The 16,252-nt window shown below is 43.7% G+C and carries 17 protein-coding genes; all 17 read right to left on the bottom strand.

Features of this window, described 5'->3' with window-relative positions:
- Positions 1-260 (bottom strand): sigma-70 factor domain-containing protein (locus H6G17_RS17715; RefSeq protein WP_277876027.1); only part of this gene is annotated, 260 nt, incomplete at its 3' end.
- A 110-nt stretch (positions 261-370) separates the two neighbouring features.
- Positions 371-1,369 (bottom strand): bestrophin family ion channel, encoded by a 999-nt coding sequence (locus H6G17_RS17710; protein ID WP_192159332.1) that lies wholly within the window; start codon positions 1,367-1,369, stop codon positions 371-373.
- Between the two features lie 116 nt (positions 1,370-1,485).
- On the bottom strand, positions 1,486-2,301 hold the full coding sequence (locus H6G17_RS17705; RefSeq protein ID WP_192159330.1) for a CemA family protein: 816 nt from the start codon (positions 2,299-2,301) through the stop codon (positions 1,486-1,488).
- A gap of 310 nt (positions 2,302-2,611) precedes the next feature.
- Positions 2,612-4,600 (bottom strand): ATP-dependent zinc metalloprotease FtsH, encoded by a 1,989-nt coding sequence (gene ftsH, locus H6G17_RS17700; protein ID WP_192159328.1) that lies wholly within the window; start codon positions 4,598-4,600, stop codon positions 2,612-2,614.
- Positions 4,601-4,683: 83 nt separating this feature from the next.
- Positions 4,684-5,895: an MFS transporter gene (locus H6G17_RS17695; RefSeq protein ID WP_106216483.1), complete on the bottom strand. Its 1,212-nt coding sequence runs from the start codon at positions 5,893-5,895 to the stop codon at positions 4,684-4,686.
- Between the two features lie 18 nt (positions 5,896-5,913).
- Complete coding sequence (locus tag H6G17_RS17690; protein ID WP_192159326.1) at positions 5,914-6,084, bottom strand: hypothetical protein; 171 nt, start codon at positions 6,082-6,084, stop codon at positions 5,914-5,916.
- A gap of 117 nt (positions 6,085-6,201) precedes the next feature.
- Positions 6,202-6,537 carry a four-helix bundle copper-binding protein gene (locus tag H6G17_RS17685; protein ID WP_192159324.1) on the bottom strand — a complete coding sequence of 112 codons (336 nt, stop codon included), beginning with the start codon at positions 6,535-6,537 and terminating at the stop codon, positions 6,202-6,204.
- Positions 6,538-6,724: 187 nt separating this feature from the next.
- A complete protein-coding gene (locus tag H6G17_RS17680) occupies positions 6,725-7,225 on the bottom strand; it encodes a 2-oxobutyrate oxidase (protein ID WP_192159322.1) in 501 nt (166 codons plus the stop codon).
- 136 nt (positions 7,226-7,361) lie between these two features.
- A complete protein-coding gene (locus H6G17_RS17675) occupies positions 7,362-8,069 on the bottom strand; it encodes a DevA family ABC transporter ATP-binding protein (RefSeq protein WP_192159320.1) in 708 nt (235 codons plus the stop codon).
- A gap of 10 nt (positions 8,070-8,079) precedes the next feature.
- Positions 8,080-9,234 carry an ABC transporter permease DevC gene (devC, locus tag H6G17_RS17670; protein ID WP_192159318.1) on the bottom strand — a complete coding sequence of 385 codons (1,155 nt, stop codon included), beginning with the start codon at positions 9,232-9,234 and terminating at the stop codon, positions 8,080-8,082.
- Positions 9,231-10,427, bottom strand: coding sequence for an ABC exporter membrane fusion protein (locus H6G17_RS17665; RefSeq protein ID WP_192159316.1), 1,197 nt, complete (start codon positions 10,425-10,427; stop codon positions 9,231-9,233). The genes devC and H6G17_RS17665 overlap by 4 nt, the downstream gene beginning before the upstream one ends.
- Positions 10,428-10,601: 174 nt before the next feature.
- Positions 10,602-11,264 (bottom strand): DUF1326 domain-containing protein, encoded by a 663-nt coding sequence (locus H6G17_RS17660; protein WP_192159314.1) that lies wholly within the window; start codon positions 11,262-11,264, stop codon positions 10,602-10,604.
- A gap of 136 nt (positions 11,265-11,400) precedes the next feature.
- Positions 11,401-11,883: a hypothetical protein gene (locus H6G17_RS17655; protein WP_192159312.1), complete on the bottom strand. Its 483-nt coding sequence runs from the start codon at positions 11,881-11,883 to the stop codon at positions 11,401-11,403.
- A gap of 80 nt (positions 11,884-11,963) precedes the next feature.
- Entirely contained in the window at positions 11,964-12,353 is a 390-nt protein-coding gene (locus H6G17_RS17650; protein WP_199316810.1) for a DUF1622 domain-containing protein, read from the bottom strand.
- Between the two features lie 110 nt (positions 12,354-12,463).
- Entirely contained in the window at positions 12,464-13,306 is an 843-nt protein-coding gene (gene htpX, locus H6G17_RS17645) for a zinc metalloprotease HtpX (protein ID WP_192159310.1), read from the bottom strand.
- Positions 13,307-13,367: 61 nt separating this feature from the next.
- Positions 13,368-13,541: a hypothetical protein gene (locus H6G17_RS17640; protein WP_192159308.1), complete on the bottom strand. Its 174-nt coding sequence runs from the start codon at positions 13,539-13,541 to the stop codon at positions 13,368-13,370.
- Positions 13,542-13,726: 185 nt separating this feature from the next.
- On the bottom strand, positions 13,727-16,249 hold the full coding sequence (gene mgtA, locus H6G17_RS17635; protein WP_192159306.1) for a magnesium-translocating P-type ATPase: 2,523 nt from the start codon (positions 16,247-16,249) through the stop codon (positions 13,727-13,729).
- Positions 16,250-16,252 lie beyond the last annotated feature (3 nt).

Here is a 16,252-nt window from a genome sequence, read left to right as displayed (position 1 = left end):
TTCTCACCATCGGCGATCGCTTTAGTTAGCTGAGTACAATCTAATATTCCTGAAGCTTTTGCCCATTCATCAAGCGTCGGTTCTCGACCTAGCTGCTTGGTAAGCGAATCTTTCACTAACTGCAAAGCGATCGCTCGCTGTACCTGTTTGCCATAGAAAACTTCTTGCTCGTGAGTTAGCAGCGGTACGCGACCAATTTCACGTAGGTAAATACGAACGAGGTCAGTGTCTGTTTGAGCGGTTTTTACGGTGGTAAGCATGGGAGTGTCGTGTCTGTAACAGCAATATTGTGAAATAGCAGTGTGAAATAACAGGTGTATTGAGGCTGAATAATTATGCTTTTTAAGCAAATAGCCTTTACAGTTTCTCTCTACGGTCTAAATTTACTATCTGTTCTAAAAAAGCGATTGCTACTTGCATTAACTGCAATGATATTTTCAGTATTGTAAAGTATTGTGTGATAAATCACGCCTAATGGTAGGTCATTTGGATTGTGTCCAAAAGGATTTTCCAGCTCAGAGCCAATTTCTTCAATTCCAAATAAAATAAAACTGATAAAAACCATGACCGGAGTCGTCCACCAAGTCAAGCCACTTACTAATTCAACAGGTAAGATTAAACAGTACAACACGACTAGCTGCCTCAAATAAATTGCATAACTCAAAGGCATTGGCGTTTTTGAAATTCGTTCGCAACCGCCCAAAATATTCACTAACTCATCTAGCAATTTCTGCAAAGCATTTAGTTGATAAACATCGAGCGTCTGAGAATCGTACTGATGCTGTAAATATTCTCCCAGCCAGAACGTAATCTCTAGCGGTGGATGGTCTGTATTTTGTAACTTTGAATATTCCGAGGCGGACATTAGTGAAAGTAACTCTTCATTTACAGGATCGCGGCGCAAATGCAACTTCATGGCGATCGCGAAAGCAACTACCAACCGCATCGCTGCCTTTTTTTCCTCTCGATCTGCCGCTTCTCGTTCTTTAATTATTATCCAAATCCCCCGAGTCAAATTCCGAACGGTATTGACTAAGTTTCCCCACAGCTTACGTCCTTCCCAAAAGCGCTCGTAAGCTGTATTAGTCCGAAATATTAATAATAAACTTAAGACAAGATTAAAACTTAACACGACATTAGGGATGCCATCTATTTTTGGCAAAGTTATGTGGATCTTTTCATAATAGAGTAATGCAATCGCAAAGCTATAAACGCTAAAGAAAAATATCCAAGGAAGAATAGTTGGAATAACCGAACCTTGCAATCGTAAGATTAAATAAAACCAATTTAATCTTTCTCCAGTGTAGTCGTAATATTTTTGCTTCCACGATCTTAAGAAATGAGTTTTAGTATGCTTCTCGATCTTCATTTTTTCCTAAAACCTTGAAACAACAACTGAATCACAAGGACATACACTAATTTAAAAAACAAAAGTTTTTTCTTACTAACAACTCAACTACCTTGACACATCTCTGTTTAAACTAACTATTCATTCATATTGTGATAGGTTGCTACTGCTGATGGAGAAGAGCGATTGAGGTAGCGAAAAATCCAATACTTAAAAATGGTGTCTGCAATCACGGGAACAGTAGCAATGAATAAAAAAATAAAATCTTTATTTTCTGAAAGACCAAAACGCTTCAAAGCACCTTTCAAGATTATCTGCCATCCGTAAGGAGAGTGAAACCCTACAAATAGATCGGTAGATAAAATAATTAAAAAAGCTTTGGCAGAGTCGCTTAATCCATAAATTATGTCATCAAGCAAAGACTTGATAATGTTTAGCTGCTGTTTACCAGCCATAACGATCGTAACGAACGTAAAGACTGAAAGCAAATCTCCAAAAACATTTATGACTGCATCAAAACTTTCATTGTTATACTTTTTAGTCAAACTAATAGCTTTTTCTTTGAGTTTCTTTCGTAAGTTTTCAGCAGATAGTCTTGGAGTTTTATTTAGACGAGACTCAAAATAAATTGCTTGCTCGAACTTTTTTAGTTCGGCTAAAGCTCTTTCTTCCTGAGAAGAGTTTAAGAAAGATACTACTTCCTCTTTGTTCCATAAAGCTTTAACTAATGGGCTAATTACAAAGTTTCTAGAAAGTTGGCTTACTAGCATGGGAACTAAGATCGAAATTAACAGAAAACGAACAGAGATAAGCGTACGTTGCTGAGAAGCACGAAACTCTTCAACTAGCTTTGATTCTGCTTGCGGGTCGAATGCCTGTCTAATCTTTCCTATAGTCCGAAGGATAGATCGGGGGATGAAGCTAGTTTTTCTGGATGATGACCTTGACTTCATTCTTGTCGTGATAAAAATTCAGGCTTTTAAGCTCGTAAACTAAAAGCCTGAAACTAAGCTAAGCATGAGGTATAAGTGATTAAACTTTATTATATGGAAGGCAAGATGAAATCGAGGTGAAATTTATTCTAGATTGGAAAAAACTTTTAACTGCCGAGAAAATTCAGTTCTGTTCTCCAATTTTACTCTAATTTTAGTAATGATAATACTAATGTTTTGCAGAAAAATTCCCGATTAGAATTTCTATCAAGAGCAGTATTTTTTATTTTTAAACCACTTGTATATTAGAGATAAAAATATACTGAGAATCTCAGCCGATCTTTTTAGATAGCAACTGACCTGTGCGTAGCCAATCTACTAAATCATTAGGTACTTGAACTTGCTCTAAATAACGACGAAGTTGCTCTCCTTCTAGAACTTCTGCATGTATTAAGTGTTGAGTCATTTCTTCTAATAAAGAACGATTGGTTTCTAAAATGCGTAAGGCAATCTGATGCGCCCCATCTACAATTTCCTTGATCTCTCGATCGATCTCTTCTGCAATAGCAGGGCTAACTGAACGACGAGGATTGGAAAAACCATCCAAAAATTGTTGCTGGACTTTTTCTAGTGCCACAGGTCCTAGCTTATGACTCATGCCGTAAAGAGTAACCATGCGTTCGGCAAAATCGGTTGCTTTTTGGATATCGTCACTAGCTCCCGTTGAAACTATACGGAAGACAATTTCCTCTGAGGAGCGCCCTGCCAAAAGCGTAGCCAGGCGACCGCGAATTTCATTTTCTGTCATTAAGAAGCGGTCTTCTTCAGGCAGTTGCAGTGTATAGCCCAATGCGCCTACACCTCTGGGGACAATAGAAATTTTCTCGACTTTGCCAGCTCCAGGCATCAAAGCTCCAACAATGGCATGACCTGCTTCATGGTAAGCAACAGTTCTCTTTTCCGTCTCATTGAGAACGCGAGATTTTTTCTCCAAACCAGCAATCACGCGCTCGATCGCCTCGTTAAAATCAGCCATCGTTACGGCTTCTCGATCTTGGCGGGCAGCTAGCAGGGCGGCTTCATTCACTAAATTGGCTAAATCGGCACCAGCGAATCCTGGTGTGCGAGCGGAGATCGCAGCTAGGTCTATATCAGCTGCTAGCTTAACTTGGTTTACGTGTACTTTGAGGATAGCTTCCCGTCCTAGCTTGTCTGGGCGATCGATAACTACTTGGCGATCGAAACGACCAGGACGGCGCAATGCTGGATCTAAAACTTCAGGGCGGTTAGTCGCCGCTAAAATGATGACTCCTGTGTTGGCTTCAAAGCCATCCATCTCTGTCAATAGTTGATTCAGGGTTTGCTCCCGCTCGTCATTACCTCCCATCATCGGTCCTGCTCCGGCTCTAGATTTACCTAGAGCATCTAGTTCGTCGATAAAAACAATACAAGGAGCTTGTTTCTTCGCCTGCTCAAATAGATCTCGCACCCGTGCCGCGCCAACACCGACAAATAACTCGATGAACTCAGAGCCAGAGATACTGAAGAAAGGAACTCCCGCTTCCCCAGCTACAGCTTTAGCTAGGAGAGTTTTGCCCGTCCCTGGTGCGCCAATCAAAAGCACTCCCTTGGGGATTTTGGCTCCAACGCGAGTATATTTGGCAGAGTTTTTCAAAAACTCTACTATTTCCCAAAGTTCCGCTTTCGCTTCATCGATTCCAGCTACGTCAGCAAACGTGGCTCCAGTATGTCCTTCCGAATAAATGCGGGCTTTGCTTTTTCCTACGGTTAGGGCTGCACCTGCACCTGTCTGAGCACGATTAATCAGCAAGCCCCAGATACCAAAAAAGATCAAGGGAGGAATCACCCACCCTAAAAGCGTACCGATCCAGGCATTGCGATCGGGTGGCAGCGCACCGAATTCTACATTATTCTCTGCTAAAAGTTGAGGCAAGCTCGGATCGTCTGGAATAGGTGTAGTCGTGTAGATTTTGGTAGGAGCCGAGGTTGGGCTATTCGGCTGAGGAAATTGCAGATTAGGTGGAGGCGTGGATGAATTGTCTGGTTGGGGCTTTTGCTGTTTGGGTAAATCTGCCTTGAGAGTATATTGAATCTGGTTTTCTGCCAATAGTGCTTGAGCAACTTTGCCATCTTTCACATCCTTGCGAAATCGGCTGTACAAAACCTCAGTTGTTGGAGAACGCATTCCAGGGGCAATGAAAAAGTGGAAGAGAAAAAGGAAAAACAGGAGCGTCAATAGACTGCTACCAAAGTGCTGAGGATTAGGGGTATTAGGTTTTCCATCTTTTTCAACGGGCATTGTTAGTCTCCAAGCTAAACTTTGCTCACATTTATGTTCTAACGAGAAATTTCATCTAACGACATTTTTAAATAACCGATCGATTAATGCCGCCTACTTTTTGCTTGCCAGATAACTCCTAGACTGACACTAACCAAAAAGGCTCCGGCAAATAGGTATGGTGCATTTGGCCGCCATGCAAATAGTACGCCTCCTAGCATCGGACCACCTACCTGTCCGAGACTGTTAGCAGCATTTTGCATTCCTAACACTTTACCTGTGTGCTGACCGCTTCGTTTTGAAATTAGGGCTGAGAGGTTGGGAGTAACCAATGCCATGCCCAGTGCCAATAAGCCAACCACTCCGAAAACCAAAAGCATATTCCGCACTAGCAACAAGAGTATAATACCAATTCCCATCAAGCTCAAACCAGAAGCAATTTGAGCAACTGCGTTCATTTTATTTGAAAAATAGCCAACCGCAATAATCTGAAACACAGCCATCACCAACCCACAAATCATAAAAACAATTCCTGTTTGCACCGGACCATAACCTAGCTTTTCCTGAGCATAGAGTGCAAAGGTGGCTTCAAAAATCGTTAGTCCGAACTGTGCAACAGATGTTAAAACCAGAAGCAACAACAGTCTGCTTTCCAGTTGTCTCCACCTGAAGGCTAATTTATTGCTGGAGGTCATTACCGCTCGCGAAGGTAGAGATTCAGGCAGCCATCGCATGGCGATCGCGAGTATGAGGAGCATTAGCACCGCTGATAGAAAGAATGGAGGTGCGAACTTTTCAATCTTGAAATCCACAAAACCCACAGCTAAGTGTATATCTTCGCGGGTGGTAAGTCCTCCGAATGCTGGACCAGCGATAACGCCAAGACTCACCGCCGTACCGAGCCACGCCATCCCGCGACTGCGATCGCTCTCTGTCGTGAGATCGGATACGTAAGCAGTTGCAGCAGGTAGCGCGGCAGAAGATAAAAATCCACCCACTGCTCGCACGACATATAGCATTCCTAAAGAAGTGGCGAAGCCAAATAGCACTTGGGTAATGGCAGAACCTGCAATCCCTAGTAAAATCAGGGGTCGTCTGCCAACCCGATCCGATCGTTGCCCCCAGAACGGAGCAAAAATGAACTGCATTAGGGCATAAACGCTCGTCAAAAGTCCGATATGAATCGCCATTGTTTCACGAGGTACTCCTGCTGCATGAAGATGTTTAGCATAAAAGGGTAACACTGGCAATGCCACGCCAAAGCCGATCGAGACGACAAACACGCAGAAAAGGAGCAGGAGTAGTTTTTTATTCATTGCAGAGTCCACAAAGGATTAGTGACAACCTCCACCTCCTCTATGGCGGCTTTGATGACTGCCGTGCCCGCCGCGATCGCCACCATGACTGCCGTGGTGTCCGCCACGATTTCCACCATGATGTCCAGAACGACGCAGCCAAATGAATGCTACTACAGCTATTGCAATCAAACTAAAGATCAATAGCATGAGATTAATCCCCTATTTTTGAGCATGTCAGATACTGAGTTAATCGTTGATTGCATAAAGGGCAGACTTATTCATCTGCCCCATCCAAGTGTTTTAAACAAGAACAATTGTTAACTCTTAAGCTGCATGTGCTACTTCGCGGCAGCTCTGAGCACAACGACGGCAAGCCTCGGCACAGGTTTTACAATGCTCGGCATGGGCGCTGTGCTTCTCGCACTCAGCCGCGCAGAGTTCGCAGGCTTTAGCACAGGCAAGGCAAGCTTCAGAACAGAGACTGGATTTTCGTGACAGGAAACGCGCGCACAGAGCGCACAAATCGGCACAATCACCACATAATCTGATACATTCAGCCATCATCTGCGCCATATCGCTACTCAAGCAAGCATTGGCACAGTTTTCACATTCGCGCAGACAATCCAAACAATCTTGAATGCATTTTTCCATCGTTGCCATAATTCAACTCCTTATCATACGTCTAGTTCAAATTCAAAATCTTTGCGAACTTCCTTATTGAAGTTTTAGGTGGAGAACGAATCCTATTAATAACAATCTCAGACCCAAATGAAATCAGCGTGAAAATTTTCACCATTTCTCGAAATCCTTGCAAGCAAAACTTACGAGAGTATTTTCTTGTGGAGGTTTATTTCCTCCAATCGGCGTTTCTCAAGATATTTTTGGCACGAGCTACCTCTTTGGTGCTGCCATCAACCATCAGCAAGTAATTACCGTCCTTGAGCTTTTTTTCGTACTTGCGAATGTGTTGCCGAGAAATACCCCAGTCCACTAAGGTCACCAGCGCTCCCCCTCCAGTTGCACCAGCTACGACACCCTCAATACCACCTAACATTGCGGTGCTAGCCAGGTGCCCGACTGCCAGCCTCGGTCCCACACCAGGAATCCAAACAACGGCTGCACCAGCAAGAACTCCAATTACCCAACCCAACGAACCACCAGCAACAGCGCCGAGCTTAGCTGCGTTTTCAACATTATCCGTAGGGCGATGCAATTCCTTTTCAATTTCTCGATTCTGGGTAATCAGAGTTAGGCGATCGATTGGGAAGCCATTTTGCTCCAATAAATGCAAGGCTTCTTTTGCTTTTGATACGCTGTCATACACAGCAATTACGCATTGGTTAGGCATTTCTAACTCCGTCGATTCTGTAAGTTATCGAGATCGGACGCTCTAGCGGCAATACCAATTCTGTAGATGTGTTTTCATCCCCTCTTTTAGCTGTGCCAATATCAATACCCAGCTCAAACTGTTATGCGATGATGCTTTAGGTATTATTTTTTACAAAATTTGTCTCTGGTGCGAGCCGACCATCTTCCATGTAAATAGTGCGATCGGCGATATCTAAAATACGATTGTCGTGGGTTACAACGAGGATAGAACATCCTTGCTTCTGAGCTAGATGCTGCATCAGCTCTACTACATCTCGTCCTGATTTGCTATCTAAAGCAGCAGTCGGTTCGTCGGCTAAAACAAGTTTGGGATGACCGACGAGAGCGCGGGCGATCGCTACTTTTTGTTTCTGTCCTCCAGAAAGATTTTCTGGATAGTAATTCACTCGATGTTCCAAACCTACTGCCTTGAGCATTGCTTCTGCTTGGGAGTGGAGTTTTTCATCTGGAATATCTTTGTGAAGTTCCAGAGATGTTTGCACGTTTTGCCAAGCAGTTAAGAATTTAAGCAAGTTATGGGATTGGAAAATATAACCAATTTGGCGGCGGATTTGTACTAATTGGTCTAAGCTTGCTCCATAGAGTTCGCGGTCAAATACTTTGAGACTACCTGCTTGAATAGATCTCAAACCACCAATCAAAGTCAGCAGGGTAGTCTTGCCCGACCCTGATGGTCCCATCATAATAATAATTTCTCCAGCAGAGATTTCTAAATTAATATCAAATAAAACTTGTTTTTTTAAGTCACCACCACCAAAGTAGTGATTGAGGTGTTGGATTTCAACAACTAGTTTTTGATTCATAACATATTACTTAGAAAATGTCAGCCGGATCTGCTGCTTGCAATTTGCGTACGGCAATAGCGCCAGAAATGAAACACATTAAGATTGTCAAACTTAAAACTAAAGAGGCTCGTACTATATCCATTGCCATCGGTAAGCTAGTAGCCTTCTTAGTCAAATCGTACAGACCTAGCGTTAGAGCAAATCCAGGAATATAGCCTAGAATAGCTAAAATCAATGCTTCTTGAAATACCATGATTAACAGGTAGCTATCCTTGTAGCCCATTGCTTTTAATGTTGCATATTCAGCCAAATGATCGGAGACATTTGTATATAAAACTTGATAGACGATTACGCTCCCTACAATAAAACCCATTATAGTTCCTAGTGTAAAAACAAAACCAATTGCTGTATTTTTTTGCCAATAGTTTTTTTCAAATTGTACGAATTCATTATGAGTTAGTACTTGAATATCTTTTGGTAAACTAGTTTGTATCGCCCGAACAATTCTTTCAATATCTCGATCGGACTCGACCTTGAGTAAACCAATGTTAATTTCACTTGCTGTACGATTTTTGAAAATACGTAAAAAATTCACTTCACTAGTAATTAAAAGTGCATCGGAACCGAAAGAAGAGCCGACGGTGAATAAACCTATTACCTTAATTTTTCGACCGTTGATCTCAGGCGCGATCGCATTTCCTTGAGCCACTTCAGTAATAAATGGCTTAAATTCGGGGCGAGAAACTCGGTCGAGGATCGCAACATCATCAAGTTTTAATTTGTTCAAGTATTGATTAATTTCTGGAATGTGTAGGGTTGTCTTGCTTGGATCGATTCCTAAAACCAAGATGGCGCGATCGCGCTGACTTGCAGGACTTTTCCAAGTTCCCAAACCTACATATACGGAGTTGATAGACTCTACTCCATCAAAACCGAGAGCTTGATATAAACGCCGTCGAGAGAAATTGTTCATACTCATCAGCGCGCGGGAGCGAGGATTAATCATCACTAGATCCGCATTGAGGCTTTCATGTACGCGAGTTGCACTCTCGTATAAGGCTGCTTGAAACCCTAGCTGCATGAACATGAGGATAACTGCAAAGGCAATCCCTGCTGTTGCAACCAGAAGCCTAGCTCTTTCCCTGGTAAGTTGCAGCCAAGCTAAAAACAGTTTGTGGCTCATGGTTCAAGCTCCACGGTCACTTGCAGGTTATTGAGGGCAGCAACTCGCCGACTGGCGACGGAATCGAGACGAATTTTGACTTCTACAACTCTGACATCTGTAGCAGCGGCTGGGTCTGTATTGAGAACGTCTTGTTTGCCTACTTCCCAGCCAATCTGGTCTACCGTACCTTGTAGTTTCTCCGCGAATGCATCGCTGGTAATCGTGGCACGTTGTCCCAAGCGAACTTTACCGATGTCGGTTTCATATACCTCTGCTACCACGTACATTCGATCGGTTTGACCGAGTTTGAGAATCCCTTCTCCTTGGTTGCTCACCACTTCCCCAGCGCGGGTATGAATTTTTAGGACTCGACCGTCTCGGGGCGAGCGCACGTATGCTAACTCCAGATCTACTTTTGCTTTTTCCACCGCCGCGCTCGCTTGGTTTACCTCTGCCTGGGCTGTTTGTACGTCAGTGGGACGGATTTCAGTGATGCGAGTGAGGGTAGCTCTAGCTTCGTTCAGTTGTGCTTGTACCGTCTCTCGAACTCGCTTTAGGGTTGCTCTTCCTTCCTCCAGCCTTTCCAGGGCAGTTTCAGCAGCTAAACGTTTGCTGTCGAGAGTAGATGCTGAAATTGCACCATCCCGATACAACTGTTGGTAGCGTTTGTATTCAGTTTCAGCATTGCTCAATTCTGCTTCTAACCGCTTCACTGTTGCTTCCTGAGCTGTTACATTCCCCTGTAACTCCGCTTCCATCCGCTGAATCGTTGCTTTTTGAGCGTTAATTTCTCCAGCTTTTGCTCCAGCTTTTACCTGCGCTAAACGTGCTTGGGCAACTTTGACTTGTTCCTGAGCCTCCTTTAAAGCAGCCAAACGGCGATCGCGGGTGTCGAGAATCGCAAGGACTTGTCCAGCTCGAACTTTATCCCCTTCCTTGACCGAGATCTGGAGAATCCGAGTTCCTTCTATAGAACCAGTTGTAGCAGGGTGAACGGCTTCCCCTTGGGGTTCTAAACGTCCCAAAGCTGTCACTGTCCTAGTAATGGGAGCGGCTGGTGAAGCAGTTGGTGCAGGACTGGAAGGTAAGAGGCGATAGCGCGAGAGGGTATAAACTGTAGCAACAGTAGAGGTAATTCCTGTAGCGATCGCCAATATGACGAGCCATCGTCTGGAATTCTTCAATAGCCGATCTTTCAAACGCCAGTCCATACTTGAAATCTCACTAGACTGCTGAGGCTAGTTCGATCGCTGCCTCAAATGGTGTTGTGACAGCATTGCTTGTCACAGGCTGATTTCACTGTAAAGAGAGATTCTGAGGAAGTTATGAGGAACTCGTGTTTCTGTCAAGAAGGCGATCCCTAAAGCGAGCGCAAGTTAATCCCTCTATTCGGGCATTCTCCAATCAAAAGGGATATGCTTACTCGACTGTCCTTCAAAAGGGTGGGAATAATCAAAGCCAATGGCTTGACTCTCTTTTACAATACCCCAAGTAGCAACTTGCCCAGGTCCCGTCTCAGAACCAGGTGGATTGTATAACTGAACGCGACGGTTCGGGTCTGCTGTTGGTCCAGAGAGTGCCTCAACATCTGCTATAACTTTCCCAGGAATCACAGCTCGCCAGTAGCTCAGGTCATCTGCAATTTTAACTTCAATCGGTGCGTACTCGATCCCGCGAATTTCGCTGAATAGCTTGCCGAACTGACTCGGCCAACCTCCAGCTTTACCTGTAAAGATTTGTTTGAGGGCGTTGCGCTGGCGTTCGTCAGCCTGCTCGTCAATGTAGAACAGCAATTTCATTGATGGGGTGAGGTCTTCTACCCACTGATTTCCCTCCACCTCTCCGATGGCAACGACACTCAGACCGTCGAGCTTGATGCCGTTAAATTGCCCTTCATGCACTTGCCATACCAGTGTAAATAAGCAGTCACCATAGGTTGGCTCTTGAGCAAACGTGCAGGGACACGGTAGTTTGCAGCTACAAACATCGAACCATTCACCTTTTAGATCCCACCGGACATCAGTCGTTGCTTGTGTTGCCATAGCCATAAATAACCTCCATTCAGTAATAGAATAGTAAACTTGGAAATTAGATAGTAGCTCTATCAAATCTCGTCAAGATCTTAAGTTCTCTCCTTAGCTGAAGAGTCAAGAACTACGGTACAAAAATTAATATCGCTCTGGCTCATTTTCTTCCATCCATTTCCCAACTCATCATCTGGCGGCGTGCAAAATAAAGTACTAAAGGCGGTAAAATTATCCATTGAACTACAGCCAGCGAACTCATACCAAGACCTGGTACGGCTAAAACTGGAACTCCGTAAGTTTTAGAAACGTTCACCCGATAGGTTTCTGTAATGAGGGTAATAACCAAGCCCGTACCAGTAAAAAGCAGCATTAATTTACGGCTTGGTTTGAGTACCCAGTAACGAGAACGAGCTAATCCGCTGACAATCCAATTACTAATAAGGATAATGACACCATCACCAAAAGTGCAGTGGGTCAGGTCTTTAATTTTGTCCAAAAAAGAGGGACTTCCATAGAATTCATAATAAGGAGCTTGCCAAACTTCATAAACGAAATTAAGGAGAAAAGCGAATATGAATAGATTTACTTCCGGTGTAGCCATGACACGAACAATCCATTTAGAGATAATTTTGCTTAACATAAGACTGATTTACAAAATTAAATTTCTGTATAGCATCGTACCTCTTCTTGCTTGATAAAATGCTTTGTCTCTTAAAAGTTTTACTCTTTGTTTATCAGTTGCTTTGCATTAGCTAATTTATAATTTCTTTTTGCCGCTCTCTCAATTTCCTTTTGAAGAAAAAAGTTTAAGATAGTTCTTAAAATAATAATTGTTCCCAAGTTACCCAACTCAGTCCATGTACGGGAAATAGTAGTGCGAACAATATCAGATGCAAGCTCAAACTCAAGAGATAGTGAGAGCCACGTACCAAAACGCAGCCGTACTACCTCCTTGAAATCTTCAGATGAATTGCGATTGTAGAAAAACAAATCGATCGCGCGAATAGTTGCTTCAATGGTAGCCAGTCCAATGAGTACCGCAGCACTTGCTTCAATCCCAACTGCCAGATAACCCATTAATCGTTTGAAGTTAAATAAGTTTTCCAACATAGAATCCGACAGAGTATTATTTGTCTTGGTTGCTGTTGCATCCTGCGAGTTATTAGGGGAGATATTACTTTTATCCTGTAGTAGTGGCTGTCTAGAACTTGCAATTGCTGCTACAGCCTTCCTGCCATTGCTTCTAGTCGGCGAATACGCTCTACAGTTAAGGGATGGGTAGAGAAAAGATTAGAAATACCCTGTCTCCCGCTAAAGGGACTAACCTGAAACAGGTGTGCTGTGGCGGGAGTAGCATTATCCATTGGAATTGCCCGCGCACCTGCTTCAAGTTTGCGGAGAGCATTCGCCAATGCTAGTGGATTGCTAGAGATTTTAGCGCCCCCCGCGTCGGCTTCAAATTCCCGCGATCGCGAGATTGCCATCTGAATTAGCGCAGCTGCAATAGGAGCGGTAATTAGCAAAAGCAGTGCTACAAACGGATTGCCATTGCGACTGTCGCTGCGTCCTATAGGTAGCCAGTAAGCCATTTGAGCCAGATAGGTAATTGCTCCAGCGATCGTAGCAGCAATTGTTCCAGTCAGAATGTCATTGTGCTTGATATGTGCCAGTTCGTGACCGATTACCCCTTCCAACTCCTTCCAGTCGAGTATCTCTATGATGCCCGTTGTGACTGCAACTGCTGCATGTTTAGGGTTGCGACCTGTAGCAAAGGCATTGGGCTGCTCTGATGGAATTATGTAGACTTTTGGCATTGGCAATCTAGCACGGCTAGCAAGGTGGGCAACTATTTCCCATAACCGAGGGGCATCGGCTTGTTGAATTTCTCGAGCGTTGTAGAGCTTGAGAATAAGTTTATCTGAGAACCAGTAACTAAAGAAGTTCATTGCTAATGCCAGAATGAGAGCGATCGCCATCCCAGATTGTCCGCCAAGAACCCGTCCAACCAGGACAAATAAAACAACGAGCAGCACCATTAAAAAAGTTGTGCGTAGAGCATTCATAAGTAAGTAATTTGTGCAACTGTCAAGGATCGAATGTTTTGGCTGGAATAGAGCAATGACTCTAGTGAGAGAAATGTCCTAAAAATGCATTTATCAAACTAGGCGTATGCCAAATCAGCAAACAAGCTGCAAACATAACCATCATGCTAAGTATATTGTTAACTAGCTTGTACAGGCTGCTATAACTAGCTTGAGAATCAGAATTAGTTTGTGCTTCAGTTCTGTGTTCGTGCATGAAAATTTACCTATTTAAAAAATAAATTTGTCTGAGCAACAAGCTTTTTATAGTAAAAATGTAAAAGCAATAGAATGAAAGCTTTTAATTTTACTTCAAGCGGTAAATATTTATGGCGTTTCTTATTTAGGCTAAATTCGAGTTATGAGGAAATTATGAAGATAAGTTCTCGCTCGGATAAATTTTCAAAACTTTACATACTGGTAAAAAACCTGCTTAATTTTGTCCGCTGTTACGATATAAATTGTAACAATTACTCCTAGTAATAAAAGAAATGAAGCAGGTAAGGGCTGAAAACCAAGGAATCTTGCTACAGGAATGTATGGAAGGATGGAAGTAATAGCAACGATCGCTAGCGTGGTTATCGATAAATACCTACTGGGTTGACTTTTGAAGAAAGGCTTGCGGGTGCGAATCACTAACACGATCGCCGCAGCAGAAATAACTGACTCCACAAACCAACCAGTTCTGAATCGATCGGGCGTGGCACGCAAGATAAACCATAGCGTTGCAAAGGTGAGGTAGTCAAACACAGAGCTAATCAGTCCAAATACAAGCATGAAGTTACGGATAAATCGGATATTCCAGCGGCGAGGTTTACTAACCATGTCTCGGTCTACGCTGTCAGTAGCGATTGTCATTTCTGGAAAATCCGTCAGCAAATTGGTCAGTAGAATTTGCTTGGGTAACAGGGGGAGAAAGGGTAAAAACAGCGAAGCACCCGCCATGCTAAACATATTGCCAAAATTGGCGCTAGTTGCCATAAATACATACTTGAGCGTGTTGGCAAAGGTCGTCCGCCCCTCTTGCACCCCTTGCACTAGCACTCCAAGGTCTTTTTCTAGTAGCACGATGTCAGCTGCTTTTTTTGCTACATCCACGGCACTGTTGACAGAAATACCAACATCGGCAACGTGTAGAGCTAAAGCGTCATTAATTCCATCTCCCATGTACCCTACTACGTTGCCAGCTTTTTTAAGTGCCAGAATAATACGTTCTTTTTGGTTGGGTTCGACTTCGGCAAAGATATTCACCTCGTTGACTCGTTTGAGCAGTGCTGCATCGCTGGTTTGATGTAAGTCTAAGCCTGTGAGAATATTAGGGTTTGTCATTCCTATTTGTTGAGCGATGTTAGCAGCCACCCGCTGGTTGTCGCCCGTAATAATCTTCAGCGAAACTCCAAGATTCTCTAGGTGTTGAATTGTGCCAGTAATACCCATCTTGGCTGGGTCGGCAAAAAGCAGGAATCCGAGAAAAGTCATTTCGGTTTCCAGAGCTTTAGTGATATTTGTAGTAGAACCAAGATCTCGGTAAGCTACTCCTAGAGTGCGAAAGCCCTGCCTGCCAAATTCCTCGTAACGTTGCTGGATCGATTCCAACAGGGGAGTTATGTCGCCGATCTCCCCATTAGGGCTTCGCACCGACGAACAAACCGCTAGTACATTTTTCAGCGCCCCTTTGGTAACTAGCAAATGGGTACTATTTGTAGCAACCAGAACGCTCAATCGCTTGCGAATAAAATCATAGGGACTCTCATCAAGTTTTTGATACCCCGATAGGTCGAACTGATAATGGCTACGAATTGCTTCATCGATAGGATTTACATAGCCAGATTCGTAGAAGGCATTGAGGTAGCCATAGAAGAGGACTTCCTGGTTTTCATTGCCATCTACATTTAGCGCGGAGTGTATTTGCATGACTCCCTCAGTTAGAGTGCCAGTCTTATCAGAGCAAAGTACGTTCATACTGCCAAAGTTTTCAATTGCAGCCAAACGTTTGACAATTACGCTCTGACGAGCCATGCGTCTGGCACCGTGAGCTAGGTTGACGCTGATAATTGCTGGTAGCAGTTGTGGGGTTAATCCAACTGCTAAGGCTAGCGAAAAGAGAAAGGCATCCAAAATAGGACGTGCCAGGTAGACGTTAATCGCAAAGATAGCAATGACTAGCATTAGCGTGACTTCCATTAAGAAATAGCCAAAATGCCTAATACCCTGCTCAAAATCTGTTTCTGGCGATCTGAGTTGCAACCGCTCGGAGACTTGACCGAATTCCGTGTATTTACCCGTGCGTACCACCACTGCTTCAGCCGTACCGCTGACTACATGCGTTCCGATGAAAAGGACATTGGTACGCTGACCTAGAGGAGTTTCTATTGGCAAAATCCCAGTATTTTTAGCAACTGGATAAGTTTCTCCTGTTAAAGCTGCTTCATCCACAAAGAGGTCTTTAGATTTTAAAATCAGGCAATCGCCAGGGATAGTTCCCTCAGCATTCAAGATAGTTAGATCTCCAGGAACAATCTCTTCTACAGGAATGGTTTGACGATCGCCATCGCGCCGCACGCTGACTTCAGCTCGAACAATTGCCAGCAACTTCTCGACAGCATTAGCGGCTCCCCGTTCCTGCCAAAATCCTAGCAGACCGCTGACACCAACAATTCCCAAGATAATCGAACCGTCAACGTGGTCGTGGACGAAAAAGGACAATCCAGCAGCAAATATCAAAATTAGGACGATCGGACTTTGAAACTGTGCTAGCAAGAGCGTCAAGGTATCCGATCTTCGCTTTGGCTTGATAAGATTGAATCCACATTGCATGAGTCGCTGTTTAGCTTCCGCTTTGGTCAAGCCTTGGGAAGTCGTCTGAAGTTCCTTCAGCAAGTCCGCAGTAGGAATACTCCAAAAAGGAGATGGCAGGTAATTCATAAA

The sequence above is a fragment of the Chroococcidiopsis sp. [FACHB-1243] genome (assembly GCF_014696895.1).
In the GTDB taxonomy this organism is placed as follows: Bacteria; Cyanobacteriota; Cyanobacteriia; order Cyanobacteriales; family Chroococcidiopsidaceae; genus Chroococcidiopsis.
The sequence above is the reverse complement of the archived record's forward strand: the minus strand, read 5'-3'. Positions and strand labels throughout refer to the sequence as shown.